This window comes from Trinickia sp. EG282A (genome assembly GCF_040965455.1).
GTDB classification, from domain to species: domain Bacteria; phylum Pseudomonadota; class Gammaproteobacteria; order Burkholderiales; family Burkholderiaceae; genus Trinickia; species Trinickia symbiotica.
In genome coordinates, this window is sequence record NZ_JBFRCC010000005.1 from 618221 (window position 1) to 644906 (window position 26686).

The window sequence follows — 26686 nt, forward strand, 5'->3', positions numbered from 1 at the left end:
GTGGCAGATCTTGAAATCAGCAGGGTAGGTCGAGTAGTGATTGCTACGCTGAATCGGCCGGAAAAAAAGAATGCGTTGAGCGAAGACATGCTCGAGTTGCTGCGCAATGAGCTGAAGCAAGCCAACGACAACGATGACGTGGGATGTTTCGTCCTGACAGGAGCAGGGGATGCCTTCTGCTCGGGTGGTGACCTTGGGCGTCGCGCGGCTGAAGGCAGTGATCCCACGCCGCTCGAGCGGAAACACAGGCTGCAACGCGTGACGCACAAGGTTGCGTTGGCGATAGAGGAATTCGAAAAGCCGTTGATCGCCGCAGTGAACGGTGCGGCGGTCGGCGCGGGCATGGATCTGTCGCTCATGTGTGACATCCGTTTCGCCGCGCGATCCGCTCGGTTCGCAGAAGCGTACATTCGCGTCGGACTGATCCCCGGTAACGGCGGCTGTTACTTCCTCCCGAGACTGGTGGGTCCCGCCAAAGCGCTGGAACTTTTGTGGACTGGCGACTTCGTCGACGCAGAAGAGGCGCACAAGCTTGGCATCGTCAACCGCGTGACGCCGGATGAAAGTCTCCAGGATGAAACTTTGGCATTCGCGGCCCGTCTGGCGGAGGGACCGCCGGTTCAGACACGCGACATCAAGCGGCTGATGTACCAGTCAATGCGCACTGATCTTCGGACGAGCCTTGAGACGACCTCCGCTCTGATGGCGGTAGTCCAGTCGACCACGGACTACCGGGAAGCCATCACGGCGTACAAGGAAAAGCGCAAAGCCGAATTCAAGGGACGATAGCGGCCCAACGGCGGCTCGCAGCATTGCCGGAAACGGACATCGACTTGACCAGGGCAGATCATGCAACACGTCGTGCGCTCATTGAGATGGAACATCGATAAGTGGTTCGGTCCCGCCTGCCGGGATCGAGTCATTGTGACGAGGGCCCAGAGTGCGAGGCTAGGCGTGAGGTGTGTCTGTGTTCGTGAAAAGGACTCGGAGAGAGAGGTGGCGCTGTTCTTGTTCCGGCATAGGGACGGCTCCTGGAGCGTTGCGCCCCCTTCCCAGCGTCGACCGTCATTCGCATACGGGATGCAGGCGACATGCAGTATCGACTGAACGCGCCATGAAATGCGGACGCACGAAGACCGCTGTCGGTCTTCAGAAATAGTGAACACGTATTGACTGAAAGCCGATAGCGATGACCTTAGCGCCGCCGTAGCATGGTGTGACAGACTAGGACAACCAATATGTTAGATGTTCTTGTGATTGGAGGAGGCAACGCCGCATTGTGCGCCGCAATCATGGCACGTGAAGCGGGTGCAAGCGTACTTCTGCTGGAAGCGGCTCCGCGGGAGTGGCGTGGTGGGAATTCGCAGCATACGCGCAACCTCCGCTGTATGCATGATGCACCCCAGGACGTCCTCGTCGACACCTATCCCGAAGAAGAGTTCTGGCAGGGCCTTCTGAAGGTAACCGGCGGCAATACGAACGAGGAACTGGCTCGTATCGCCATTCGCGCGTCGTCGACTTGCCGCGACTGGATGAGAAAGCACGGCGTGCATTTCCAGCCTCCGCTGTCGGGCGCCCTTCATGTAGCGCGTACCAACGCATTCTTCATGGGGGGCGGTAAGGCGCTCGTCAACGCCTACTATCGGAGCGCCGAAGCACTCGGCGTCGGCATCCGGTACAACGCCCCCGTCGATTCCATTGAACTCGATGGAACGCGCTTTGTTGCCGCAAGAGTGGGCAACGAGCGCATCGAAGCGAAGAGCTGTGTGCTTGCAGCCGGCGGTTTCGAATCGAATCGCGAATGGCTGCGCGAGGCGTGGGGGCAGGTGGACGGAGTCTGGGTGGCTGACAATTTTCTGATCCGCGGCACACGCTTCAATCAGGGCAGCTTGCTGAAGTTCATGATCGACGCGGGCGCGGATGCCATCGGTGATCCGTCCCAGTCGCATTGCGTGGCCATCGATGCTCGAGCGCCGCTCTACGATGGGGGAATCTGCACGCGCGTGGACTGCGTTTCGCTCGGTGTGGTGCTCAACCGTGAAGGCAAACGGTTTTACGACGAGGGCGAAGACTTCTGGCCCAAGCGGTACGCAATCTGGGGCCGCCTTGTCGCGCAGCAACCAGGTCAGATAGCGTATTCGATCATCGACTCCAAAGCGATCGGTCGCTTCATGCCTCCCGTATTTCCGGGTACCAAAGCCAATTCATTGCGCGAGCTGGCACTCGCGCTGGGTTTCAACGAGGACGAATTCCTGGAGACGATCCATACGTACAACAGAGCTTGCCAGCCCGGTACGTTCAATCATGCGGTGCTCGACGACTGCCATACGGTTGGACTGAACCCGCCTAAGACGCACTGGGCTCAGCCGTTGGACAGGCCTCCTTTCTACGCCTACGCATTGCGTCCGGGCATCACCTTCACTTATCTGGGGCTGAAGGTTAACTCGGAGGCCGCCGTTCATTTCGGTGGTGAGCCATCGCGAAACCTGTTCGTTGCGGGAGAGATGATGGCGGGAAACATTCTCGGCAAGGGCTATACCGCGGGCGTCGGTATGTCGATCGGTACAGCCTTTGGCCGGATCGCTGGCACTCAGGCCGCGGCAGCGGCGCAGCAATATAGGGAAGCTACCCATCATGCAGTCGCTTGAAGCATTGACCCGCGAGGCGGCGGCCCTCGCAGAAAACCAAGCGGTCGCCTGCACGGATATGACGCATGCGGAGAAGGAAGTCAGCCGCATCATGCAGATCTGTAATGCGTGCCGGTATTGCGAAGGATTCTGCGCGGTCTTTCCGGCAATGACGCGCCGGCTCGAATTCGGCAGGGCCGATGTGCACTTCCTCTCGAATCTGTGCCACAACTGTGGTGCATGTCTGCATGCGTGCCAGTACGCGCCACCGCACGAGTTCGCCGTCAACGTGCCGCAGGCGATGGCAAAGGTGCGCGTGAACACTTACACAGAGTATGCGTGGCCCGCCTCGTTCGGTGCACTGTATCGGAACAACGGTACGACGGTCGCTCTGGCACTGGCTGCAGGCCTCGCGCTGTTCCTCGCTCTTGCCGCGGTGGCAGGCAAACCGCAACCCGGCAGTGCGAATTTCTACAGCGTGTTTCCACACAATGTTCTCGTCCTCATCTTCGGGACGGTATTCGTTCTGGCGGGCATTGCGTTGTCGGCCGGTGTACGCAAATTCTGGAAAAACGAAAGTCCCGGTGCGGTGTCGATCGATGCGACTGCGGAAGCTGCGGTATCTGCGCTTACGCTCAGGTATCTTGGCGGCGGACACGGCGAAGGCTGCAACAACGACAGCGATAGCTATTCACTTTCCAGGCGACGGTTTCATCATCTGACGTTCTACGGTTTTATGCTGTGTTTTGCCTCGACTTGCGTCGCCACGCTCTATCACTATCTCTTCGCTCTCGAAGCGCCTTACAGTTGGACCAGTCTTCCCGTGTTTCTCGGATCCCTCGGCGGTATGTGCCTGGTCGTCGGCTGCAGCGGTCTGTTCGTCCTCAATCTCAAGCGACATCCACTTCATGGTGACTCGTCACAGAAGGGCATGGATCGCGGGTTTATCGCGCTACTCTGGTTGGCCGGTCTCTCGGGTCTGGCACTCCTGGGTGCCCGCGACACGCTCGCCATGCCTGTCTTGCTTGCCGTGCATCTGGGCGTCGTATTGGCTCTTTTCCTGACACTGCCCTACGGCAAGTTTGCGCACGGCATCTATCGGTCCGCGGCGTTGCTGAAGTGGGCCGTCGAGAAGCGCAAGCCGTCTTCGTTGATGGTCGAGGAGTGATTGCACATTAGAGCGAGCTGCCGTGAAGGCACCGTCCTTCGCGCGAGGCAGCCAAGCAGAGCGCCGCATCCGGCTGGGACTGAAAGTATTTCAAACATAAATCGTCGCCACCGGCATTGCAGTGATGTGATGGGAGCGTATCAACTCCCGTCGGAGCGAGAGGTAGGTGTTATCGACGTTCATAGGAGGAGACACCATGAACAGAACGCTGTTGCATAAGGACCTGATCGGCGGCGCATTGCTGATTGTCGTCGGAATCGCAGTACTCATGCATTCCGTTACGTACCACATCGGCACGCTGGTTCAGATGGGGCCGGGTTTCTTTCCATTCTTTCTGGGTCTCATTCTCGGCCTGGTCGGCTGCGGGATCGCCGTTCAAGGCTATCTCGCGGTGCGTGACGCGGCGAAGCCTGATACGGCCACTGGGCGTGGCGCGGCGAAGCCTGTCACGCCCCCGGCAAAAAAGAAGCTGCGGCCTGAGTGGAAGGCGTGGATTCTGATTTGCCTTGGGATGGTTGCGTTTGTCGTTCTGACAAAGTACCTGGGACTCGTTGCAGGTACGTTCGCAGTGGTCTTCATTTCGGCGCTCGGCGATCGGGACAACAACGTCAAATCGGCGGCTCTTCTGGCATTGGCGATGGTTGTAGTCGCCGTGGTCGTCTTCTGGTGGGCGCTGCAGATTCAGTTGCCGTTGTTCAAGTGGGGTGCCGTATGATTGCGCAAACGCTGCATGATCTCATCTATGGTTTTAGCATCGCAGCGATGCCGCAAAACCTGTTGTGGTCGTTTGTCGGTGTGCTGGTTGGCAATCTGATCGGCGTGCTTCCCGGCATGGGAGCACTTTCGGCGATCGCCATGCTGTTGCCGCTGACCTATTCGATGCACGCCGTCCCGGCGCTTCTGATGCTGGCCGGGATATTCTACGGATCGCAGTACGGAGGCGCACTCGGTGCGATTTTGCTGAACCTGCCGTCGCATCCGCCGCATGCCGTAACCTGCATCGACGGATACCCGATGACGAAACAGGGGCGTGGGGGAGCTGCGCTGGGCATCACAATGGTGTCGTCATTTTTCGCGGCATCGGTCGGCATCGTCGTGATGATTTTTCTGTCGCCCTGGCTCGTCAAGATCGCTTTCGATTTCGGTCCGACCGAGATCGTCTCCATCATGCTGCTCGGTCTGATCGCCGGGGCGACCATGTCCCGAGGGTCGCGCCTGAAAGGGATCGCGATGACCGTCTTCGGTCTGTTGCTAGGGATCGTCGGCACCGACGTCAACAGCGGTGTCGAGCGATTCACCTTTGGCTTCGCCGAACTGTCGGACAAAGTCGAACTCGTTGCGCTCTCAATGGGCCTTTTCGGCGTTGCCGATTTCCTGATCAACGTGAATCGGATCAGTTTCGTCGGAACGCAGACAAAGGTGCGTCTGCGCGATATGCGGCCTTCACGCGGCGAGCTGAAGCAGGCCTTCTGGCCGATGGTGCGGGGCACTTTCGTGGGGACCCTTTTCGGAGCCATGCCGGGAACCGGGCCGACTATCACCACTTTTCTTGCGTATGCGCTCGAAAAGAAGATTGCGAAGCGACCTGAGCGCTTCGGCCATGGCGCCATTGAAGGCGTGGCCAGTCCTGAGGCGTCCACCCATGCGAAAACCCAAGTCGACTTCATTCCAACCATGACGCTCGGTATCCCGGGAGATGCGGTCATGGCGCTGCTGCTGGGCGCTTTGCTGATTCAGGGATTTCAGCCCGGTCCTCAACTCATTACGCAGCATGCCGATCTCTTCTGGGGGCTGATTGCCAGCTTCTGGATTGGCAATGTACTCCTCGTGCTGCTGAACGTGCCTCTCATAGGAGTCTGGGTAAAGCTTTTGCAGGTGCCCTATCGCCTGATGTACCCCTCTGCGCTCTTCTTCATAGCGGTGGGTGTCTTCAGCACGAACAACAGTCTTTTCGAAGTCGGTGAAGTACTGGTGTTCGGGATCATCGGGGCGGTTCTTCTTGCACTGGATTTTCCTGTGGCGACCATTCTGCTTGGATACGTTCTGGGACCTATGGTCGAGGAGAATTTTCGGCGAGCACTTCTGCTGTCACGAGGCGACCTCGCAATCTTCGTGCAACGGCCGATCAGCGCAGCGTTCGTAACGATTTGCGCGTTGATGGTCATCGGGCAATGCTTTTTCGCCTGGCGTGAGCACCGGCGCAAGCATTCGTCGGCCGCGTCGCCAGGGGCTGCGGTGCCTCCCTTGTCTCACGCTCCGCTGACCGAGGAGTGATGTCGAAGTGCCGCCGCGAGGCGGCTGCCCCGTCGTGCCGGCAAGGTTCACCGCCGGTGCAGGGCGGGTGATTGGCGAGCCCCATGTCGCCGGCGCCGCTGTGCAGACACGGACACCGAGCGCCGTGACGCTGCATACGTCAAAGTAAGCCGGTTTTGACTGCAGCTGATGTACCATACGAGTGTCTTTGACCCTCGTACGGAACGTTGCAAATGATGCGCTCGGTTGAACGTATTCTGGCTGTTTTCGAAAGTTTTAGCGTTGAGCGGAGCAGCCTGTCTCTTCAGGAAATCTCCGAACGCATCGAATTACCGAAGTCCACTACCTTCCGTATAGTGCAGAGCCTCGAGCGAGCCGGATATCTGGTCCGACTGGAGGATCAGCAGTACTGCCTGTCGTTTCGCTTTACGCGGCTCGCCGGTCTCGTGCGAGGCACGCTGGGTATTCGAGAGATTGCCCGTCCATTCATGACGGAACTCGCCGAGACAACCAAGGAGACGGTGTCCCTCCACACGATCAACGGTCCCTACCGCGTGTGCATCGATTCAATATCCACGGTCACAGCGCCTCTGAGAGCAGTGGTGCAGGCGGGCGAGCAGATACCGTTGCAGGCGGGCTCCGGCTCAAAGGTCCTGATGGCTTATATGTCAAAGGCGGACCTGACGCCACTGCTGCCGGCCGCAACGAAAGCCACCAAGCAGACCAAGGCGGCATTTCTCGAAGAACTGCAGCGCGTTCGTGAAAACGGCTACGCCGTTTCGCACGGTGAACGACTGATGGGCATCTCGGCAATCTCGGCACCGATCATGGGAGTCGACGGCCAAGTCCACTATTGCCTGTCCGTTGGCGCCCCCACCGTACGGATGCAGATGCATGAGAAGAACTTCATTAAACTCGTAGTCGCGGCAGCTGCGAATATCTCGCGTCAGTTCGGCGGCAAAAATCAGTAGAGCTGGCAGGAGCGTATGGGGGTTCAGAAGAGCGATCCCACCATTCCTCCTTCAACCGGGATCGTCGCGCCGGTGACGAATCCGGCCTGTACCGACGCCAGAAAGGTGACCACACCCGCAAGTTCGCTTTGGGTGCCCATCCGGCCAAGAGGCGTTAACTTCTTGCGCGCCTCCGCCTGGGCAGGAGAGTAGGCAGCTGATCCGGCTCGATGCGGGGTCTCGATGAGGGCGGGCGCGACACAGTTGACCGTGACGCCGCTCGCGCCAACCTCATTCGCTAGGTGCTTCATATAAGCGGTCACACCGGCCCGAAAGACCGTCGACAGGCTATGGTGAGCCATGGGGGCTTTCACCGAAGCTGAAGTGATCGCGATCACACGGCCCCATCCGCGTGCGGTGATCAGCGGCACGGTCTGACTAACTACCTGCACTACACCCGCGAGCTGGTTCTGATAGGCCTCGTCCCAGCGCGCCATATCCACCTCTTCCGTCGTCTCACGAATCGGATTTGGCGGGCGGGGCGTGTTGAGTACCAGAATATCCAGTCCTCCAAATTCAGCTTTCACCAATTCGATCAGCGCAGTGACGTCATTGCCAACGCGCATGTCTCCTGCCTTTGCAACAGCCCGCACGCCATGCTGCTGAGTGATCTCGCCCGCGACCGCCTTCAGCTTGTCCTCTGAGCGCGCAAACAGCACCACGTTTGCACCCTCCGCTGCAAGCGAGTGTGCAATGTTTCGACCCATGCCGCCACTCGACGCGGTGACCAGAGCGGTCTTCCCTTTGATGCCCAAATCCATGATTAACGCCTTCACTCTGATGGTTGAACGCTTGGTGCGGCTCCGCACTACTGAGCGGTGACTACGACTTCATCTCCTTCGACGTCGAATTGATGAGGCATGTCTTCCGAGGCCCATTCCATGTAATCGACGACTTCCTTGAATCGCGGATCGCCCGCGCGAAGTACCTCAGGGCGATAGCGGCGGTCGAATTTGACGGGAAGGAATGAGACTTTTGCGACTCCCTGAGCGGAGACGTAGGCTTTTGCGAGCAGCGCGAGCGTGCAATCCTTGCCGTAAGGCATTAGCGGATATTGTGGATCAAGGTCCATGAAGTTGCGCACGGCGCCGTGTGCCCACGCGGGCTCATTTGTCCAGGCGGGTGCTGCAAACGACTTCGTCATGGCGAAGACACCCAGGCTGTAGAAGATGACCTTGCCCTTGTAGACCTCGATGGCCTTGGGGATATGCGGAGCATGTCCGACAACAAGATCGGCGCCGGCGTCGATCGCTGCATGAGCGACCTCAACCTGATAGTCGGACACGATTCGCGGCAGCCGTATTGCACCGGCGTGGTACGCAAGAATTACCACGTCTACCTGTTTGCGCAGCGCAGAGATGTCCTCGGTAAGGCTGGCAAGGTCCTGCGGGTTGGGAGAGGTCCATACCCGAACCGGCTGGTGCGGGCCACGGGGTTCGTACGCCGTCATGACACGGATGTTGACGACCCCGGGTTTTCCCTTGGCGGCCTCGGTTCCGGCAGTGGCGACCGACGTGTATCCGATGTAGCCGACGCGCACACCCGATTTTTCGATAATTGCCGGCTGGCGGGCCTCGTCCAGGTCCCGACCCGCACCGGTAACCTGCAGGCCGTTTTCGAGGAAGAGCTTGCGCGTGTCGAGCATGGCGTCCGGGCCCGCATCGAGACTGTGATTGTTTGCCATCGTTACTGCGTCGAACAGTCCGCTCGTGAAAAGCGTAGACATTTCGATTGGCTGGCAGACCTGCGGCGCATGGTCTGACTTCACACCACGATTGGAGTACGTTCGCATGCAGTTCACAAAGCGGAAATCGGCTTCTCGGAGCACAGGCGCTACGAGCTCTGTATAGCCTTCGATGGGAAAGCCTTGTTCAGGCCCATGCGTGGGGCCACAATCGCCACCGATCAGAATTGAAGCAAGCTTTGTCATTCCGTCTCCTTATGTTTTGCCGGCCGTTTTCGCTGAGCCCGGGGCGCTGTTGAAAGCCTAGCGCAACTAGCCATCCGGGGAAACCTGCAGAAAACGCGCAAAAAGTTTCGCCGTTACAAGTTCCGGTGATCGAAACGCGTCTTGGTCAAAGAAACCCATGATAGCATTTCACGACGCTGCGATGCATGCTAAAACCCGTTTATGAGTCTGGTTTCGCACGCGACGCGCTTCAATGTGGTTCACACAAGGAGACAGCGGTGACTGAGACTGAAGGATGGACTTCGCGTGCCCGCCTTGCCGGCAAAGTGGCGGTGGTGATAGGGGCAGGGCAGAGCCCGGGCGAAGGCCTGGGCAATGGACGAGCCGTGGCGATGCGTTTTGCGCGGGAAGGTGCGCGCGTGCTCGCTGTCGATAGGTCGATCGAATCAGCGCAAGAGACCGCGGGAATCATCAGAAGCGAGGGTTTCGAAGCTGATGCCATTGCCGCTGACGTCGCGCACGAGGATCAGCTCGCGAGTGCAATTTATGGCGCGCGGCAGAGGTGGGGGACTGTCGACATCTTGCACAACAATGTGGGCGTCAGCCTCGGCGGCGGTGATGCCGATCTCATGGACATCACAGAGGATCGCTTCGACAACATCTGCCGCATCAATCTGCGCGGCACGGTGTTCGCGTGCAAGCATGCAGTCGCCATCATGCGCGAGCAGCGTTCGGGGGTCGTTGTCAATGTTTCGTCGGCGGCCGGCCCAGGCAAGTATCCGTATGTGGCCTATAAGGCCACGAAAGCGGGCGTGATCGCGTTCACGGAGCAGCTCGCTTTGCAAAATGCGCCGCATGGCATCCGTGCGAACTGCATTCTGCCCGGGCTGATTGCAACCCCAATGGCGGTGGATACACGAGTTCGCGAGTGGAACCAGAGCCGCGAACAGGTCCTGGCTGAACGGAATGCAAAAGTGCCACTCGGCCGGCAAGGCACAGCGTGGGATGTAGCGAACGCTGCCCTGTATCTGGCATCCGACGAGGCGTCATTTGTTACGGGCGTCTCTTTGCTCGTCGACGGTGGTCGAATCCTGAACCGGATTTAGAGGCAGGCGGAAGCGGGACGCGATGCCTCCGCTTCATGCTGCCGTCAGCTAGCCGCGGCGATACCCATCCAGTACTGCAACTGCCCGTCCCGTGTCTCCACCGGATATTGACGGACGTATTCGAGCGATCCGTCGTCGCAGACGCGAAACACAGTCAGCGCTGCCGGGATGGTACGGATCGCGCCCTCGACTCTCGCGGCCAACGGCTTGATACTCGCCGTCACGAGCAACTGTCCCGTGGGATCGCAGGCGAAAGTCCGAACGTGGAAGCTTCTCGTGGAAGCGTGCTCGACGGGCGTTGGCTCGCCCGTCGACGAATTGATCCTGAAGACGGCGATGCTGTTCTCGCCGCCCGCGAAGACCTTCTCGCCGTTGACTTCCTCAACCCGGTCGGCTCGATTCGCAACGTAGACATAGCGGCCGGAGGGATGCACGTGGATAGGGCCGCCAAGTTGCCGCGCATCGACGCGATCAGTGGCTTCGAGCAGAGTGCAACGATAGGCCGGTCCACTCTCGATAACGCTGTCTGTAATGCGGAACATATAGAGTTGGTTCGTACGCTCGTCCGAGACATACATCCACGGCTGCGTCGGATGAAAATCGACGTGTCTCGGGCCGAAGCCGTAGCCTTGATTCGGTGCGATCACGTCGCCCGGCGAGAGGCCACCATCGCAAAGCGGGAACAGCCTCAACGCACCCGGATCTTCCTGCTTGTCCGGCCGGGCGTGATTGCCGCGATCGACTATCAACGCTGCCCGCGCCGACGGGAGAACCCGCACCTGATGGGGATAGGCGCCGCAGTCGAGCGCATCGCTTTGGGGGATTGGCTGGCCAATGGTGCCGTCCGTCAGAAGCGGATGAACGGTCAGACCGCTCCGAGGGAAGTTGTGCGCGCTCAAAAGGTACTGTCCTGTCGGATCGACGCAGGTGTGGACGGCCCGGCGATCGAGGGTTCGCGAGGGGCCGTGCGCTGTCAGCCTCCCATCGCGGTCAATGAGGTACGCGCTCACGTGATTGAAGTCGGACTGCACGCGCGGCCCGGCGGCGCTTGTCGTCACATAGAGATACGGGCCGTTCGGATGGGGCCAGGCATACTGGACTTTTGCCGCGGTCCGAATGCTTTCGCGCCGGGTCAGGGTTGCGGCGGCGACGTCGACATCGTACCGCGTCAGAATGTCGTCGACGGCACTGTAAAGCGAAATCCGACTCATGGGATGAGTGCTCCTCAGATTACCGACCAACGGGCGAAGCCGGTGTGAACATCGGGATCGCGACGCCACTCTCGGACCTTTTGAAAACCACACGAACGCGCTGGCCAATTGCGACAGTATCGAGATCGGTGTCCACAATGTTGGTCAGCATTTTGGGACCTTCATCCAGCGTCACGTAGGCGATGCAGTATGGCGCGCCAGGGCCTCGACGCATCACGCTGTAAGCGTAGATTTCCCCGGTGCCGGCAGCTTGCTTCCAAGACAGATCGGAGCTCCAGCAAAAAGGGCAAAGGGAGCGAGGATAGTGATGGGGCCGGCCGCAACTCGAGCAGAACTTGAGCAGCAACTGTCCTCGATCAGTAGCCTCGAAATATGGCTCATCACCCGGATTGATAGCGGGATCCTTGATTACGCGCTCTGCAACGGTAGAAGTCATGCAATTACTCCCTTTCAAGGATGACTGTTGCGCCGCCATGGCGAATTCCAATCGCACCGCCGATCCCGGTGGCGAGGGCAAGCGTGCAGTCTGGAACCTGTACCGAAGGATGTGCCTCGCCGCGCAACTGTCTGACCGCTTCGATGATTTTCGTCATCCCGCCGCGATTCGATGGATGGTTGTTGCATAGACCGCCGCCGTCGGTGTTGAACGGAAGCTTCCCATGACCGGAGATGAGGTTGCCGTCGGCGACGAACCGGCCACCTTCGCCCTTTGGGCAGAAACCGAGATCCTCGAGTTGCAGAATCACCGTTATCGTGAAGCTGTCGTAGATCGACGCATAGTGGATGTCCGTCGGCGTCACGCCGGCCTCTTCAAAGGCGCGCGGTCCGGTCCATGCGGCTGTGGTGTAGGTGAGGTCGATGTCCCCGCCTGTCAGGTGTTTTGCCGATTCCCCGCATCCCAGCACGCGTACGCGCGGACGCGAAAGCGACTTGGCGATCTCTGGTCTCGCCACTACGATTGCACCGCCGCCGTCGGTCACGACGCATGAATCGAGCCGGTGCAGTGGGTCCGCAATCATCGGCGAAGCCAGAACCTCCTCGACGGACACTACGGAGCGCAGCATTGCGTGCTCGTTGTATTGCGCGTGGTGAGACGCCGCGACCTTGACCCATGCGAGTTGCTCGTTCGTTGTTCCGAACTCGTGCATGTGGCGTTTTGCCGCCATTGCATAGAGGTTGAGCGGTACAGGGCTGTATGGAATCTCAAACGGAGCATCGGGAAGATTGGTGCCCCTGTTGCGCACCTGCGTACCAGCGCTTCCTTCCGAATTGGGCCGGCCCGCAAGGGTCACCAGCGCGACATTGCATTTGCCGGCCGCAATGGCTTGGGCGGCGTGCGCCACGTGGATCAAATACGAACAACCGCCCATGTCTGTGGAATCGATGTGGCGGAGCTTCGTCAGGTTCAGATAGTCCGACATCGACCAGGGGTTTGCGCCAGGTGCATCACCTGCGCAGAAAAAACCGTCGATGTCGTCACGTGTCAGGCCAGCGTCCTCGATCGCGCCCTTCGCGACTTCGGCGTGAAGCTGCGCGACCGAATGGTGGGGAGCCTTGCGCAACGGGTGTTCGTAGGCACCGACAATATAAGCCTTGCCTTTGATTGTCATACGGTACGTCTCCTGTCTCATTGGTGCATCGGCAGCGTCAAATCGCCGTATCACGCGAGCTGATCAATAACGGCATTTGTCGGCTTCTGGTTCCAGTGAATGGAATCGATGCTGTCAGCCAGAACCATGATACCATCACCTCATGCTTGGAGGCGCTTCTTCGACGGACGGAAAAAATCGTGGAAGGGCGCGCTGTCATGGAGGCGAAAATGAGTGAAGAGGTGAGAGAAGTGACCACGGACACAACTCCATCGGAGCCGCAAGCCGGATTCAGGATCTGGCAATGTGCATTGTGCGGCTTCATTTACGATGAGGCAGAGGGCTTGCCGTCGGAAGGTATTGCGCCCGGAACCCGTTGGGAAGATGTGCCGGACGATTGGGTCTGCCCCGAGTGCTCGGTCGGCAAAGCTGACTTCGACATGGTAGAAGTCTAGGCTTCCAGGGGCCGAGCCCCGCGTTTTGCGGCAGTTGCTGACCCGTTCGGCAAGCGACACCCCGGAGCGCAACGTTTGGCCAAGCCGCAGGCATCGAAGATGCACGCAGAACGGGGTTGAATGACGCCCCTTATAGGCCACTGAGGCTGGTGGCTGATCGTTTTTCTATAAAAAAAGGACTCAGCCGCGAAGGCGGTTGAAGGAGACATCCATGAACCCGTCAATGGACCCGCCCATCGAGAAGTGGGGCGAAGGCGTCGGAAACAGTTCGACCGCGACCGACCAGCAGATACAGCACACGTATCGCAAAGTTGCGTTGAGACTGGTGCCGTTCCTTTTTCTGTGCTGGGTCGTGAATTACCTCGACCGCGTCAATCTCGGCTTCGCCAAGATGTCGCTGTCTCAGGATCTTGCACTTTCGGATGCGGCCTATGGCCTGGGCGTCGGGCTCTTTTCGATCGGCTACGTCCTCTTCGAGGTGCCTAGCAACCTGATGCTGGAAAAGATCGGGGCGAGGCTGACCATGACGCGCATCATGGTCCTCTGGGGTGCCGTAACGTGTTCGATGATGTTCATACATAACACGACCCAGTTCTACCTTGCGCGCATTCTTCTTGGTGCTGCCGAAGCCGGATTCTACCCAGGGCTTCTTCTTTACCTGACCTACTGGTTCCCGTCCGCCCGGCGGGCACGCATTACTTCGCGCTTTCTGCTTTCGATCGCTGTCTCGGGAATCATCGGAGGCCCAATCGCGGGATGGATCCTACACAGTTTCCACGACGTAGCCGGTCTGCGCGACTGGCAGTGGCTTTTCATGCTCGAAGGACTGCCTGCGGTCCTGCTCGGCGTCATCGCATACTTCTATCTCGACGATAGGCCGAAGGACGCAAAGTGGCTGAGCGAGACCGAAAAGCAGATCCTGATCGACAACATCCAGGCAGATAGGAAGTTCAAGGGTTCGGCTGACCATCAGGGGCTGGTCGCGGTTCTCAGGGATCCCCGGGTCTATGTAGTCGTCCTTGCTTCTCTTGTAACGCCCATGCTCGGCATCGTGATGAATTACTGGATCCCCACGATCATCCACCGTGCAGGGGTACGAGATATTCTGCACGTGGCGATGCTTTCCGCCATACCGTCGATTTTCGGTGCGATCGGGATGATCCTGATCGCGCGTCATTCCGATAAGCACGTGGAACGACGCTGGCACTACTTCTTCTCTATTGCGATAGGAGCAGTTGGCCTTGTGGCGCTTCCTGAGGTGGGCAGCAATCCAGCGCTGACGATTGGATGCCTGTCGCTCCTCGGCATCGCCTACTACGCAGGCAGCACAATGTTCTGGACAATACCGCCGGCGTATTTCTCAGCCGGATCCGTTGCAGCCGGCATAGCGCTCATGAGCAGCCTCGGGCAGGCTGGGTCGCTGCTGACGCCAACCTGGCTTGGATGGCTCATGACGAATACGCACAGCATTGCAATTGGTCTGTACACCATTGCGGCAATCGCGCTCGCCGGAGGCGTGATCATCCTGGTCGGCGTGCCGCCGGCCGCGCTGCGTGAGCGTCAGGACACGTCCATTTGATCTTCATCCCGGCCCCGGGCATCAATCAACCACGGTAAGCATGTGCATGGACACGGCAGAATTGAAAGCTGAATTCGATATCAGTACGTCGATTGGGTTCATTGGACTTGGCGCAATGGGAGCACCCATGGCGCGCCACCTTGCTCGGCAGGGCTACAGGCTATTCGTCCACGACTTCAACCGGTCCGCGGTCGATTCCGTCGTGCAGTGTGGCGCGCAGGCCGTGCAATCGGCGAGGGAGGTGGCGGATCGATGCAGCATTGTGCTGCTGTGTCTGCCGTCTCTCCCAGCGATCCGGGATGTCGTATTCGGCGAGGCCGGCGTTGCCGGTGGTGCCGCCGTTCGCGTCGTGGTGGACTTCTCGACGACCGGAGCGGATTTCGCCCGGGAAACAGCAGAACGACTGAGTGCCCGCAATATTGCGCTGCTCGATTCACCCATTACTGGCAACGTCACGACTGCAGGTAACGGAAAATTGGGAATCATGTGTTCCGGGCCTCGGGCGGCATACGAAAACGTGGCTGCAGTCATGGCGACGCTCGCCAGTGCCATGGTGCTCTATCTCGGTGAGGAATCGGGCAAGGCGCAGACGCTGAAGTTGCTGAACAACCTGCTGTCCGCGACGGGAATGGCCTCAACATGCGAGGCGTTCATCCTGGGCGTCAAAGCCGGCCTTGCGCCGCGACGGATGCTCGAGATCATCAATTCCGGAGACGCGAGTTCGAGCGCCTCGCGGAACAAATTTGCGCGTTCAGTGCTGCCCCGTCGCTTCGATTTCGGGGCACGTATGGCGATCACGGCGAAGGACATCAGTCTTTCCGTCGAGGAAGCGCAGGGTCGCGGAGTTCCAATGTGGGTAGGACAAGCCGTTCAGCAGATCTGGAAATTCGCTTCCACGCAGGGAGGATACGATCGTGATGGCACCTCTCTCATCACTTACCTCGAACCGTGGGCTGGCATCGAAGTGTTCAGCCCCGATGAGGAGCCGTCGTGCCGCATTTCATTTCCTGAACCTGCTCACCGGCCGCTCGTGCTGATCTGCGCTGAAGCGGACATGCGCGTGCTGGCGGACAGGTTGGTCGCCTGCGGATACAGTGGCCGCGAGGACGAGGAAGCACGGCACAACATCCGGCTCCGACTGCCGTACGCCTCCCGGGTCACGGTGACGCTTTTGAGCGTGGCGGAGGACGAATCCGGCGAGTCGATTTCTGTCCGCATTGCAGAGGCAGCTCGTGCGGAGGCTGCAGTGGTCAACATGTGTCCGATGGCCAGGAAAAAAGCCATCGACATCAGGGCGCTGCTTGGCGCGGAGACAGGCTATTGCGACGCCTTGCACACCGGCACGCATCGCGACATTGCGGCAGGCGATGGCGTGATGATTGTCGGAGGAGAGGAGTCAGCCATTCAGGCCGCAGGTCACGCGCTTGTGAATCTGTGCCGTGACGCCTTTCGCATTGGGTCGACAGCCGGCGCTGCGCATCTGATGCTCGATATCCACACTTCGTTGTTCGCAACGCTTCTGGCTGTCACGAGCGAAGCATACGTTGCCGGCGTCAAAGCAGGACTGACACCCGAGCAGATGGCGAAGATCATGGGTATCGAGACCGGGCGCAATGCGGCAAGTTCGCGAATTCTGCCGCTCGAAGTGGCAACACGAAAATTCAACTACGGCTTCAGTCTCGGCGACACGTCGGCCCGGCTGACTGCTGCGACGAACGAGGCTCGGCAATTCGGCGTGACTACCTGGATCTTCGACAAGGTGCGAGGCCTATACGGTCTCGTGCAGGCGTGCACCGACGCCGCTCATGACGTCACAACGGTGGCGCAGCAGTACGAAGGGTGGGCTGGCGTCGAAGTGAGGAGTGCCGGATCGACCCATGCTTAGCCGGGTCAGTTGAGGTGCGCGCCAGACGTGGTCGCTTTGCCTCCCCGTATTCACTCGAAGTCAACGCAAAGGTCAGCTCAGTATGAACAGCAACGATGTAAGCAAGCCCGCCGGGACGACGCACGTTCCATTCAGAGGGACCACGCACCGCAAGATCGACGAACTGGCGATATGGACCGGCTTGCTGAGCGAAGAGGCGCTCGAACCGGCGCTTCCGATCATCGATCCTCATCACCATATCTGGGATGACGAGCGTGGACGGTACATGTCTTCGGAGTTGATGCAAGACATCTCGAGCGGTCACCGTGTAGAGGCGACGGTGTTCGTGCAGTTCAACACCGGGTACCGGAAAGATGGCCCGGCGTCGATGCAGCCAGTCGGCGAGGTCGAGTTCGCACGTTCGTTCGCGGACGATTGGGCAATGCGAAAGCCAAATGGGCCGCGACTATGCGAAGGAATTATTGGGCATGCCGATCTGACTCTCGGAGACGACGTGCAAGCCGTGCTCGATGCGATGGCAGAGGCTGGCGGCGAACGGCTCAAGGGCATCCGGCATGGCGCCACCTGGGACAGCGGCAGCGCCGGCTATGGGCGGACCTTCGCGAAGCCACATCTTCTTTCCGACCCGGCGTTCCGACGCGGATTCGCCAAGCTCTCTCCGATGGGCCTTACGTTTGATGCATGGCTTTTCTATCCTCAACTGCCTGACCTTGTTTCGCTTCTGCGCGACTTTCCCGAAGCATCGGTGGTCATGGATCATGCAGGAGGCCTCCTTGGCGTTGATCCGCACACCGATCGCACGGCGGTCTTTGACGCTTGGCGCGAGAATTTGCAGCAGGTCGCAAGGTGCCCGAACGTGTCGGCCAAGATTGGCGGGCTGGGCATGCTTTACACAGGATGGGATTTTCACCTTCGCGACACGCCGCCGTCATCCGAAGATCTCGCCGCGTGCTGGAGGCCGTACGTCGAAACTTGCATCGATCTGTTTGGCCCCGAACGATGCATGTTCGAAAGCAACTTCCCGGTCGACAAGCAGACATGCGGCTACGGCGTTCTCTGGAATGCGTTCAAGCGAATCACCGAGCGCTTCTCGCCGTCAGAGAAGCGTGCGCTTTACAGTGGCACGGCCGCGCGGGTCTACAGGCTGGAACAGCCCATTGGGTGACGCGTTGTAAGCGTCTAGTCTTCTGTATCAACTCCTCGTTTCAGACGCCGGAATTGGCCGTTGCGGTGCGGGCGAGGGCCAGCTCGAGCCCCGTCCCGTATCGTTTCCGGATCCCGCCGATAGGGCGATTCAGTCCTTTCCAGTCTTCCAGCTCCACCTGCCCAACGCGCAGAATCGCATCCGTTTAAACGTCTCTACGGTTTCATTCATCGAAACCAGTTTCTTTTATGTTGACGCTGATCCTGTGCCGGTCGTAAAGTGAACGCAACGGGTTGCGTCCGCAAGAAGAGTGGGTTGACAGCTGAGCACGCGAGTTGCCGAGCTCGGCAGGCGCACCGTGATAAAAGATCAACAGGAGACGGATTTGTCTTATCGTACTGAGACTGTCGCTCAGCGCTACGGTCAGTTCATCGCGAATGCGAGCCTGGAAAGCTTTCCGGGCGACGTCGTACAGCACGGGAAAATGCTGGTGGCCAGCACCTTTGCGAGCGCGGCTTTGGGATCGACGCTGCGATCGAGCAAGCTTATCCGCCAGCTCGAAAAAGAACGCGGCGGAATTCCTGTCAGTACTGTCTGGTTCGGTGGCTGGGATAAGTTGCCACCTGTAGCCGCGGCGCGCCTCAATGGACTCATGAGCGACGCGGCTGCGTCCGACGACAGCGATCTCCGAAACATCGTTCACAGTGGCACGCAAGCTTGCGCGTCCGCTATCGCCGTTGGTGAAGCGCGCAAGGCAAGCGGAACTGAGGTACTGGAAGCCGTCATCGTGGGCTATGAAATTGCGGGGAATATCAACACCGCGATGATTGGCGGCCTGCAACGCAAGGGCTTCCATGGTTGCGTCGTGGCGACTTTCGCTGCGGCCGCTGCTGCAGCGCGTCTTCTGAAACTCACTGCTGATCAGGCAGCACATGCACTGGTTCTCGCGGCAACGTCGTTAGGAGGATTGCACGCTGTCGCGGCAACGAGCCTCGCGCGCGAATACCACGCGGGCAATGCAGCGATGATGGGCGTGTCGGCAGCCGAAGCGGCTAAGCATGGGTACACAGCGGATCTGTCCGGATTCGAGATGCCGAGAGGCTTCTTCGACACGCTCGGCACGGGGTGTCACGGACAGGACGCGGTGGACCAGCTAGGAACAACGTGGAGCCTCAGGACAGAACTGGGCATCAAACTGGTACCCGGCGGCTCTCCATTCCATGCTGTTGCGGAAGCCGCGGCGATCGCGGCAAAAAAAGGTAATCTCGATGTGGCCGACATCAAGGAGATCGAATTCACACTGCCGGACTACCCGTTCCCTGGGCCTAAGCATCCGACGGATCTGATTGGGATCGCCCACAGCCCTTTCTACTTCGCGGCCGCGGGAGCAGCAGACCGCGAGTACGGGTGGCAGCATGCGCTTCCTGAAAAGATCGCAGATGCACGCATCCGGTCGCTATTCGACCGTGTGACGCGGCTCGATTATGACGTTCCGAACAAGACCGACTTCAAGAGCGGAGCGATCGTGCGGATAACAACGGTTGATGGCGCGGTTCACGAGGCTTGTGTGCTGGCGCCGAAGGGCGCGGCGGTCCGAGGGATTCACTGGGCCGAACTCAGGCAGAAGTATGAGGCGCTGATGCCATACGGTGGAGTGAGCGCAAAGCATGTGGCCGCGAGCTTCAGCCTGATACAGGACATGAACGTCCTGCCGTCCATCCATGATCTGATCGACACGATAAGAGCAGATATGCCGTCGTGAGAGGAGACATGCGCAGTATTGGCGCATATGAGTTAACCATCGCGCGAAAAGCCTTCTTTTTCTGGGGCGGCGCGAACCTGAAGCGAGGAGACGTAAGTGAAAACGTTGAACAGATTTGCAATCGGCATGCTCGTCGCGGCGACCTGCGCATATTCGAACATCGCGTCGTCGGCCGAATTCCCCTCCCGGACGATAAGGATCATTGTCCCTGTTTCGGCGGGAGGCTGGGGAGACGTGACGACCCGTGTCGTTGCGCAAAAGCTCGGCGATGTACTTGGCCAGTCGGTCCTCGTGGACAATCGGACTGGCGCCGGTGGGCTGGTCGGCATTCGATACACGAAGGAGCAGCCGGCGGACGGATACACGCTGATGTCTACTGGGAGCACTATTTCCATCCAGGAGGCGGTCAACAAGGAGCCTGGGTATGACGCGGTCAAAGACTTCACCCTGGTTGGAACCTTCGCACGCTCTCCCGCCCTCGTCATTGCGGGTGCAAAATCCACCTACAAGAGCTTGAGCGATCTTGTCGCCGATGCTAAAGCGCATCCTGGGCAAATCAGCTTTGGCTCGGCCGGGATCGGGACGACGACGCATATCGCTGCGGCGATGATGCTCAAGCAGGCCAATCTACAGATGCAGCATGTGCCGTACAAAGGCAACGGCGCTGCGATGCCGGATGTCATTGCAGGACGGGTGAGCTTCATGGTCGACGCTTATGGCAGCAGCGCCGCCGGCCTTCACGGAGGGCTTCTCAAGGCTCTAGCTGTCACTAGCGATTCGCGGCTTTCCGTGCTCCCAGATGTTCCGACCACCGCTCAACAAGGTCTGCCGGGCTTCACGTATTACTACTGGCTCGGACTTTTTGCGCCCGCAGGAACGCCCAAAGAAGTTGTCAAAAAGATAAACGACGCTCTGGAGAAAGTGCTCAGTGATCCGGCCTTGAAGGCAAAGCTGGAAGCGCAGGGCACCGAACCGTTCTACAAGACGACTGCGGATTCCACCGCGTTCCTGAAGAAGGATCTGACCGATAACCAGGAGATGATCAGGACCATGGGCGTTCCCAAGCAATAAACCCGCTAAAAGGTGAGGAGTGTGATGCGATCAATTGCCTGCGTTGGCAACCCATCTGAAAGGTGGCTGTCTTCGTTGCGAAAACTGGGAGCCGTGCTGTGGGTGAGCGCGGGCGAAGAAGAGAACGCGGAGTTCTTCAACCGCGGTTGCATGTGCGTCCTGATCGCGTCTGACGTCAGTGCTGCGGTTAGTAGACGCATCGTCACCGGGCTGACGCCAGGATCGAACGCTATTGTCGTTGCGCTCATTGATGAACATTCGCGCGAAGGGGACCTGGGCTACCAGACGGCAGGGCATGTAGCGTTCGTATCGGCCGCATTGTCGCTGGACGACGAGGCCGGAGGTCGAGTGTTTCTGTCGGGGGACGCTGCGGCAAGCGAAGGGGCCGCATCCATCTTCACGCGAATGTCCTTGCGCTCGGTGTATTGCGGTATTAGTACGGAACACGCCTGGCTGATTTCATTACTCCAGCACGCAATCTGCGGAATCAGCCGGATGGTGACCATAGAGGCTGTCGGGATGGCGTTGCGAGCGCGTTTGCCCGTTGACCTTGCAGCATCGGTGATAGGTCGCAGTAGTGGCCGCAGTAGGCAGGCAGAAAAGTTCTTCGATGAACTGCTTCAAAGGGAAGGCGGTGATATCCCTATGCCAGAGGCGGTCGCGAGAATGCTATGCAACCTGGTCGATGCGGCACTGCCGCTCGGTCTACCGCTTCCGCTCACTTCCTCTGCGACAAGCCTGCTAAGCCTGGAGCCGCCGCGCAGTGCCGACGACGAGCAGCCTGCCACCGATTCGCTGGGCAATTATGAGCGCCTGGTTGGATTGCGAAGAGACATGGTCGTCACCGGTGCCGCACATGAATATGCTCGAGGCGATGCGCCGCGTTCACCCGTTATAGGCTACGTTGGGCTGGGGGCCATGGGCAGCGCTCTGGCAACGCAGGCCCTACAGGTCGCTCGCGAACTTCATGTCTACGATCCCGATCCGGCGAAAGTCGAGTGCCTGACGCGAAAAGGCGCACGCGCCGCTGCGGACGTTGCTTCTCTCGCTGCAGTATGTGACCTCGTTTTCCTTTGCGTTCCGAGCTCGAAAGAGGTTGAACAGGTCCTGTTCGGCCCCGGCGGGATGTATGCGGCTTTGGCCCACGGAACGATCGTAATCGACCAGACAACGTGCGGCCCGGCCGAGACAGTTCGCTTTGGCGAGCGGCTCGCGGCCGCGGGAGTAGCAATGATCGACGCTCCGGTGACAGGTGGGCCGGAGGGAGCACGGAACGGCAGCCTCGTTACGATGTGCGGCGGAACGGGCACGGCGTTTTCGCGTGTACGGCCGGTACTCGAGGCGATGGGAGGGGAAGTCGTCTATTTCGGAGCCCCCGGCTCTGGTCAGGCAATCAAGCTTGTGAAAAATGCGCTCGCGGCTGGAAACCGGCTGATCGTCTACGAGATGCTGTCTCTTGCAGCAGCGTTTGGCATTCGGATTGACGCATTGCGCGCAGCGCTCTCAACGGGAGCGAGCGCCTCGGGAGCGCTGGACCGTGTCCTGAAATCCATTGAGACAGGTACTCCCACCGCTGATGCCAGTCTCAGAACTGTGGTGAAAGATCAACAGTTGATCGCTTCCATGGGGCGTCTGACGGGGGCTCCTCTCCCTCTGCTCAATATCGCAAGGACGGTGCTCGAGGCAGGATCGCGAATTTTAGGACCGCAGGCACAGGTCGATGAACTCGGCCGCCTTTATGGAATTGACTCTTTGAAGGAATCGAGAAATCATGAAAAAGCTTGACCGGTTTTACATCGACGGTAAATGGACGGTGCCTGTAGGCACGGAACGCTTCGAACTGATCAACCCCGCAACCGAAGAAGTGTACGGACACGTTACGCTCGGGAGCGCGGAAGATGTCGACACGGCAGTTATTGCAGCGCGGCGGGCATTCCCCTCGTTCTCGCAATCGAAGAAAGAATGGCGGATGGAACTCCTCAGCAGCATTGTCGAGTCACTGCTGAAGCGGGAGCCGGACCTGATGGACGCCGTAACCGAAGAGATGGGCGCTCCAAGCAATTTGAAAGGACAGACGGGCACTGCGGTTCAGGCGTTCCGTCAGGCGATCGTCACGCTGCGTGACTACTCGTTCGAGCATATGCTCGGCGACAACGTGATTCGCCGGGAGCCCATTGGTGTCTGCGGCCTCATCTCTGCTTGGAATTGGCCATTGCAGCTGATGTGTCAGAAGCTTGCATCGGCATTCGCCGCTGGTTGCACGGTCGTTGCAAAGCCAAGCGAATTTACTCCGCTCAGTGCTGTCGTGCTCGCAGACGCGCTCGACGCCGCGGGCGTGCCACCGGGAGTGTTCAATCTAGTGAACGGGAATGGACCGACTGTCGGCGAGGCGATCTCGCGTCACGCCGACATCGATATGGTCTCTTTTACCGGGTCAACACGTGCTGGCGTGATGGTGGCGCAGGCTGCGGCCGGCACGGTGAAGCGGGTGTGCCAGGAGCTGGGTGGAAAATCCGCCAACATCATTCTGCCTGACGCGGACCTTGCGGCGGCTGCGCGGTTCAATGTCTCGCGGGGCTTTTCGAACACGGGGCAGTCCTGCCATTCGCCAACGCGCATCCTTGTTTCGGAAAACCAGGCAGACAAACTGATCGCGCTGATCCGGGATGAAGCGGAATCGGTCAAGGTAGGCGACCCGCGGAACCCTGAAACCACTATTGGGCCTGTTGTCAATCGAGCGCAGTTCGAACGGGTTCAGCACTTCATCGAGCGTGGCATTGAAGAAGGCGCGAAAGTCGTCACCGGCGGCCCGGGCCGCCCCGAAGGCATCGATAGAGGGTTCTTCATTCGGCCCACAGTGTTCTCGGACGTCAGCCGTGACATGACGATTGCGCAGGAGGAGATCTTCGGTCCGGTACTATCCGTCATCACCTATCGTGATATCGATGACGCCGTCGACATCGCCAATGGAACCCGCTACGGCCTAGGCGGATATATCTTCTCCTCAAATGTGGAGAAGGCTCGCCAGGTCGCTGAGCGCATGCAGGCGGGCCGCATTTTCCTCAACGGCGCTCCATCGAATAATGTCGCGCCGATGGGCGGCTACAAACAGTCGGGTAATGGCCGGGAGATGGGAGTCTTCGGACTTGAAGAATATCTCGAGGTGAAGGCAATGATCGGCTTCGCGAACTCGGCAGCCTAAGGCACCCCGACTGCGCCGAGATACTGAATAGATCAGACCTCGGCGCGTCGGCAATTCATGACTTTTGAGGTGGCATCGTCGCTTTATGCCATCCAGAAAACGGGGCATGTCAGAGCGACGACTTAACCTGCTGATTTCGGGACGTCGACGCCTCGACTTTGCCCACCAGCGAGTGGTGCGGTTTGCTAGCCATGATAGCGATCAGACTGACTACGCCAATGAGCAGGGTGTAACCGAAAAACACGCGGATACCCCCGTTCTGGTAAGCGATCAACGCGGTTGCAATAATCGGCAGCGGGCCTCCGAAGATCGCACCAGACATCTGGTAGCCGGCCGAGATGCCCGTGTAGCGTACCGATGTCGGGAACATGTCGGAAAACAATGACGCCTGTGAACTGTGGCATGCGGCATGACCGATCCCAAGAACCCAGATATAACCGGCGACCATGCCTGCATACGAGCGTGCCTCCACTGCCAGGCAGAAGGGGATAGCACCTGCCAGAAGCGCAACGATGCCCCATACGAAGACCTTACGGCGACCGATCGCGTCGGCCAACATGCCGTAGATCGGGATCATCACCATTTCGACCGCAGCCCCGATCGAGACCGCAATGAGCATGTCGGCCTGCGCCATCTTGAGCTTCGATACCGCGTACGCGACCATCGCTACGGCACAGGTGTAGAAGAACGTATTCGGCGCTGCTTGCGCAAACAGGACGCCGAGCAGCTGACGCGGGTATTCGCGCAGTACGGTCATCACCGGAAGTTTTTCGATGTTGCCGGAGGCTTTCGCCTTCACAAATGCGGGAGACTCGGCCACCCGGTTACGGATGTAGATGCCTACCATCAGCATGGCGGCACTCAGAACGAACGGGACGCGCCAGCCCCACGCCATCAGCGCCTGCTTGTCGAGTGCCGTCATGGCAAGAAACGTGAGATTGCCGAGCAGCAAACCAAAAAACGCCGCGCTCTGCGGGACACTGCCGAATAGCCCGCGCCGCTTTTCGTCAGCATGCTCGACGACGGCTACGATCGCACCTCCGTATTCGGCACCGGCCGACAGGCCCTGTACGATCCGCAGAAGCACGAGCAGGACCGCGCCGATGTATCCGGCGCTATCGTATGTCGGCAACAGTCCGATCAGGGTGGTTGCCGCACCCATGATCACAAAGCTCCACAGGAGTGTTGTCTTGCGGCCTACCTTGTCGCCCAGGTGCCCGGCAATCACACCTCCGATTGGGCGGACCAGCCAGGCCGTCGCGAATGTCATGAAGCCGAACATCGCGCCCATTGTCGGATCGACAGCCGGGAAGAACAGTTTGTTCAGGAATAGGGCCGAAACTGTGCCGAAGATGAAAAAGTCATACCACTCGATCGTCGACCCGATGAAGGTGGATGCGATGATCAGGCGCTTTTGCCGCGTCGTTGCCGATGCTGGACTTGCCATCGTTTGTCTCCGTGAACTTGATATCTATTCTCGTGGTCGGGGTGGCTTCACCTCCCTCGACCACCTGAACGAATCTATTCCGGTTTTTTCGCAGGGTCAACGTTTCCAGAATGCGTTTCGGTCAATGGAACTTTCGTTGCGTCGAGTTTGATGTTCATAATGAGCAGCCAGGAGCAGCGCAAGAAGAAGCGATGCGCTCATATCCGGTTGAGACACTCATGAGGAACGGATTTTGAAGATTCTTGTTACTGGTGGTGCAGGCTTTCTCGGCGCATACATTTTCGAGGCCCTGACGCAAGCGGGAAGCGAGGTCTATGCGTATGACCGGGCGCAGGTTGCATCCGACCTCGCGTGGGTCGCCAAGGGTTTGCCCGACGCGCTGATTTCTGGCGAGATCGCAGACGCCGCCTCGCTGTTTTCCGCGTGCAAGAGCGTCAGGCCGGACGTCATTGTGCACGCGGCGGCGCGCGTGGGGTTTGAGCCGTCGCTCGAAGACCCATCCGGTTTCTACCAGACCAACGTGATGGGTTTCGTCAATGTGTGTGAAGTGGCGCGTGCGCTCGAGGTCCGGAAATTGGTTCTGATTTCAAGCAACACGGCATGTCATGCCGGAGTCGGGCCCGTGCAGAAAGAAGCCGATCCTGCGTTTTCGATAGTGCGCGCAAACCCCTCCGCTCACTACGGCACGTCGAAAATGATTGCCGAGGCAATCGGGATGTCTTACGGTCAATTTCACGGCATCGAGTTCCTCGCGCTTCGTGTTGCTGCCGTATACGGTTTCGGAATGCGAACACCGCTCTACATCAAACCGATGATCGAGAATGCAGTCGACGGCATCAGGACGACATTCTCGACGGGGGGACGAATGAAGCGCGATCTGACACATGTGCGGGACGTAGCTCGGGCAGTCGCGGCAGCGGTTCACTTCGACGGCACACAGCCCGGCCAGTCGCACGTCATCAATATTGCAGCAGGGAGCCTCGTGTCGCCGACGGAGATTGCACGCATTGTGCGGAGTAGGGTGCCTGGCGCCGAGATAGAGATCGGTGATGCCTTGACGCCGCTAGAGGAAGAAAACCTGAAGTCGCGCGTTCCGCTCGACATCAAGCTGGCCAAGGATTTATTGGGCTGGACACCGCAGTTCCAGATCGAACGCGGAATCGCTGAATACTTGCAGACCTACCGGAAATACCGGGAATCCTGACGCGCCGTTAAAGCCGGCTTTGCCGGCATGTCGCCGTCATCTGTCTGTTTGGCGAACTGCACTT

At 59.2% G+C, this 26686-nt stretch carries 22 protein-coding genes; 16 read left to right on the plus strand and 6 right to left on the minus strand.

The features are described 5' to 3' along the window. The 6 genes from AB4Y31_RS25695 (at nucleotide 1) to AB4Y31_RS25720 (ending at nucleotide 7019) form a co-directional block, all read left to right on the plus strand. Entirely contained in the window at nucleotides 1–789 is a 789-nt protein-coding gene (locus AB4Y31_RS25695) for an enoyl-CoA hydratase/isomerase family protein (RefSeq protein WP_026229442.1), read from the plus strand. A gap of 449 nt (nucleotides 790–1238) precedes the next feature. Then, on the plus strand, nucleotides 1239–2648 hold the full coding sequence (gene tcuA, locus AB4Y31_RS25700; RefSeq protein WP_368676448.1) for an FAD-dependent tricarballylate dehydrogenase TcuA: 1410 nt from the start codon (nucleotides 1239–1241) through the stop codon (nucleotides 2646–2648). Continuing rightward, entirely contained in the window at nucleotides 2635–3795 is a 1161-nt protein-coding gene (gene tcuB / locus AB4Y31_RS25705) for a tricarballylate utilization 4Fe-4S protein TcuB (RefSeq protein WP_368676449.1), read from the plus strand. The genes tcuA and tcuB overlap by 14 nt, the downstream gene beginning before the upstream one ends. Before the next feature lie 196 nt (nucleotides 3796–3991). Next, nucleotides 3992–4510, plus strand: coding sequence for a tripartite tricarboxylate transporter TctB family protein (locus tag AB4Y31_RS25710; protein ID WP_018439435.1), 519 nt, complete (start codon nucleotides 3992–3994; stop codon nucleotides 4508–4510). Then, nucleotides 4507–6069 carry a tripartite tricarboxylate transporter permease gene (locus tag AB4Y31_RS25715; RefSeq protein ID WP_018439436.1) on the plus strand — a complete coding sequence of 521 codons (1563 nt, stop codon included), beginning with the start codon at nucleotides 4507–4509 and terminating at the stop codon, nucleotides 6067–6069. Before AB4Y31_RS25710 ends, AB4Y31_RS25715 begins: the two co-directional genes overlap by 4 nt. A gap of 212 nt (nucleotides 6070–6281) precedes the next feature. Then, on the plus strand, nucleotides 6282–7019 hold the full coding sequence (locus AB4Y31_RS25720; RefSeq protein ID WP_368676450.1) for an IclR family transcriptional regulator: 738 nt from the start codon (nucleotides 6282–6284) through the stop codon (nucleotides 7017–7019). A 23-nt stretch (nucleotides 7020–7042) separates the two neighbouring features. On the opposite strand, the gene AB4Y31_RS25725 is transcribed toward AB4Y31_RS25720, so the two are convergent. Continuing rightward, nucleotides 7043–7819, minus strand: coding sequence for an SDR family oxidoreductase (locus tag AB4Y31_RS25725; protein ID WP_368676451.1), 777 nt, complete (start codon nucleotides 7817–7819; stop codon nucleotides 7043–7045). 47 nt (nucleotides 7820–7866) lie between these two features. Further along, complete coding sequence (locus AB4Y31_RS25730; protein ID WP_368676452.1) at nucleotides 7867–8988, minus strand: CapA family protein; 1122 nt, start codon at nucleotides 8986–8988, stop codon at nucleotides 7867–7869. Nucleotides 8989–9245: 257 nt separating this feature from the next. Here AB4Y31_RS25730 and AB4Y31_RS25735 point away from each other — a divergent pair, with 257 nt between their 5' ends. Next, entirely contained in the window at nucleotides 9246–10073 is an 828-nt protein-coding gene (locus tag AB4Y31_RS25735; RefSeq protein WP_368676453.1) for an SDR family NAD(P)-dependent oxidoreductase, read from the plus strand. 44 nt (nucleotides 10074–10117) lie between these two features. On the opposite strand, the gene AB4Y31_RS25740 is transcribed toward AB4Y31_RS25735, so the two are convergent. From AB4Y31_RS25740 to AB4Y31_RS25750, 3 genes are read right to left on the minus strand one after another with little or no spacing between them, the layout of a single operon-like run. Then, nucleotides 10118–11284 carry a lactonase family protein gene (locus tag AB4Y31_RS25740; RefSeq protein WP_368676454.1) on the minus strand — a complete coding sequence of 389 codons (1167 nt, stop codon included), beginning with the start codon at nucleotides 11282–11284 and terminating at the stop codon, nucleotides 10118–10120. 19 nt (nucleotides 11285–11303) lie between these two features. Further along, the gene (locus AB4Y31_RS25745) at nucleotides 11304–11720 is read right to left on the minus strand and encodes a Zn-ribbon domain-containing OB-fold protein (protein ID WP_368676455.1); all 417 of its coding nucleotides are present in this window, start codon (nucleotides 11718–11720) and stop codon (nucleotides 11304–11306) included. A gap of 4 nt (nucleotides 11721–11724) precedes the next feature. After that, nucleotides 11725–12894 (minus strand): thiolase domain-containing protein, encoded by a 1170-nt coding sequence (locus AB4Y31_RS25750; RefSeq protein WP_368676456.1) that lies wholly within the window; start codon nucleotides 12892–12894, stop codon nucleotides 11725–11727. 230 nt (nucleotides 12895–13124) lie between these two features. Between AB4Y31_RS25750 and AB4Y31_RS25755 the strand changes: the two genes are divergently transcribed. From AB4Y31_RS25755 to AB4Y31_RS25790, 8 genes are all read left to right on the plus strand, one after another. Then, nucleotides 13125–13328 carry a rubredoxin gene (locus AB4Y31_RS25755; protein ID WP_368676597.1) on the plus strand — a complete coding sequence of 68 codons (204 nt, stop codon included), beginning with the start codon at nucleotides 13125–13127 and terminating at the stop codon, nucleotides 13326–13328. Nucleotides 13329–13539: 211 nt separating this feature from the next. After that, complete coding sequence (locus AB4Y31_RS25760) at nucleotides 13540–14907, plus strand: MFS transporter (RefSeq protein ID WP_368676457.1); 1368 nt, start codon at nucleotides 13540–13542, stop codon at nucleotides 14905–14907. A 46-nt stretch (nucleotides 14908–14953) separates the two neighbouring features. Then, nucleotides 14954–16792: an NAD-binding protein gene (locus AB4Y31_RS25765; protein ID WP_368676458.1), complete on the plus strand. Its 1839-nt coding sequence runs from the start codon at nucleotides 14954–14956 to the stop codon at nucleotides 16790–16792. An 82-nt stretch (nucleotides 16793–16874) separates the two neighbouring features. Beyond that, nucleotides 16875–17957 carry an amidohydrolase gene (locus tag AB4Y31_RS25770; protein ID WP_368676459.1) on the plus strand — a complete coding sequence of 361 codons (1083 nt, stop codon included), beginning with the start codon at nucleotides 16875–16877 and terminating at the stop codon, nucleotides 17955–17957. A gap of 337 nt (nucleotides 17958–18294) precedes the next feature. Continuing rightward, a complete protein-coding gene (locus AB4Y31_RS25775) occupies nucleotides 18295–19698 on the plus strand; it encodes an MmgE/PrpD family protein (RefSeq protein WP_368676460.1) in 1404 nt (467 codons plus the stop codon). 96 nt (nucleotides 19699–19794) lie between these two features. After that, on the plus strand, nucleotides 19795–20769 hold the full coding sequence (locus AB4Y31_RS25780; RefSeq protein WP_368676461.1) for a Bug family tripartite tricarboxylate transporter substrate binding protein: 975 nt from the start codon (nucleotides 19795–19797) through the stop codon (nucleotides 20767–20769). Between the two features lie 75 nt (nucleotides 20770–20844). Further along, a complete protein-coding gene (locus AB4Y31_RS25785; protein ID WP_368676462.1) occupies nucleotides 20845–22554 on the plus strand; it encodes an NAD(P)-binding domain-containing protein in 1710 nt (569 codons plus the stop codon). Further along, nucleotides 22541–23971, plus strand: coding sequence for an aldehyde dehydrogenase family protein (locus tag AB4Y31_RS25790; RefSeq protein ID WP_368676463.1), 1431 nt, complete (start codon nucleotides 22541–22543; stop codon nucleotides 23969–23971). Before AB4Y31_RS25785 ends, AB4Y31_RS25790 begins: the two co-directional genes overlap by 14 nt. A gap of 109 nt (nucleotides 23972–24080) precedes the next feature. On the opposite strand, the gene AB4Y31_RS25795 is transcribed toward AB4Y31_RS25790, so the two are convergent. Next, nucleotides 24081–25418 (minus strand): MFS transporter, encoded by a 1338-nt coding sequence (locus AB4Y31_RS25795; protein WP_368676464.1) that lies wholly within the window; start codon nucleotides 25416–25418, stop codon nucleotides 24081–24083. Nucleotides 25419–25650: 232 nt separating this feature from the next. On the opposite strand from AB4Y31_RS25795, the gene AB4Y31_RS25800 reads away from it, so the two are divergent. Continuing rightward, on the plus strand, nucleotides 25651–26622 hold the full coding sequence (locus AB4Y31_RS25800; RefSeq protein WP_368676465.1) for an NAD-dependent epimerase/dehydratase family protein: 972 nt from the start codon (nucleotides 25651–25653) through the stop codon (nucleotides 26620–26622). The last annotated feature ends 64 nt before the right edge of the window (nucleotides 26623–26686 follow it).

What these genes read in the sequence shown, in the direction of transcription:
- tcuA (WP_368676448.1), top strand. Translation starts at nt 1,239, where the DNA reads ATGTTAGATGTTCTTGTGATTGGAGGAGGCAACGCCGCATTGTGCGCC.
- AB4Y31_RS25750 (WP_368676456.1), bottom strand. Translation starts at nt 12,894, where the DNA reads ATGACAATCAAAGGCAAGGCTTATATTGTCGGTGCCTACGAACACCCG.
- AB4Y31_RS25760 (WP_368676457.1), top strand. Translation starts at nt 13,540, where the DNA reads ATGAACCCGTCAATGGACCCGCCCATCGAGAAGTGGGGCGAAGGCGTC.
- AB4Y31_RS25710 (WP_018439435.1), top strand. Translation starts at nt 3,992, where the DNA reads ATGAACAGAACGCTGTTGCATAAGGACCTGATCGGCGGCGCATTGCTG.
- AB4Y31_RS25730 (WP_368676452.1), bottom strand. Translation starts at nt 8,988, where the DNA reads ATGACAAAGCTTGCTTCAATTCTGATCGGTGGCGATTGTGGCCCCACG.
- AB4Y31_RS25720 (WP_368676450.1), top strand. Translation starts at nt 6,282, where the DNA reads ATGATGCGCTCGGTTGAACGTATTCTGGCTGTTTTCGAAAGTTTTAGC.
- AB4Y31_RS25715 (WP_018439436.1), top strand. Translation starts at nt 4,507, where the DNA reads ATGATTGCGCAAACGCTGCATGATCTCATCTATGGTTTTAGCATCGCA.
- AB4Y31_RS25765 (WP_368676458.1), top strand. Translation starts at nt 14,954, where the DNA reads ATGGACACGGCAGAATTGAAAGCTGAATTCGATATCAGTACGTCGATT.
- AB4Y31_RS25790 (WP_368676463.1), top strand. Translation starts at nt 22,541, where the DNA reads ATGAAAAAGCTTGACCGGTTTTACATCGACGGTAAATGGACGGTGCCT.
- AB4Y31_RS25740 (WP_368676454.1), bottom strand. Translation starts at nt 11,284, where the DNA reads ATGAGTCGGATTTCGCTTTACAGTGCCGTCGACGACATTCTGACGCGG.
- AB4Y31_RS25725 (WP_368676451.1), bottom strand. Translation starts at nt 7,819, where the DNA reads ATGGATTTGGGCATCAAAGGGAAGACCGCTCTGGTCACCGCGTCGAGT.
- AB4Y31_RS25795 (WP_368676464.1), bottom strand. Translation starts at nt 25,418, where the DNA reads ATGGCAAGTCCAGCATCGGCAACGACGCGGCAAAAGCGCCTGATCATC.
- AB4Y31_RS25745 (WP_368676455.1), bottom strand. Translation starts at nt 11,720, where the DNA reads ATGACTTCTACCGTTGCAGAGCGCGTAATCAAGGATCCCGCTATCAAT.
- tcuB (WP_368676449.1), top strand. Translation starts at nt 2,635, where the DNA reads ATGCAGTCGCTTGAAGCATTGACCCGCGAGGCGGCGGCCCTCGCAGAA.
- AB4Y31_RS25770 (WP_368676459.1), top strand. Translation starts at nt 16,875, where the DNA reads ATGAACAGCAACGATGTAAGCAAGCCCGCCGGGACGACGCACGTTCCA.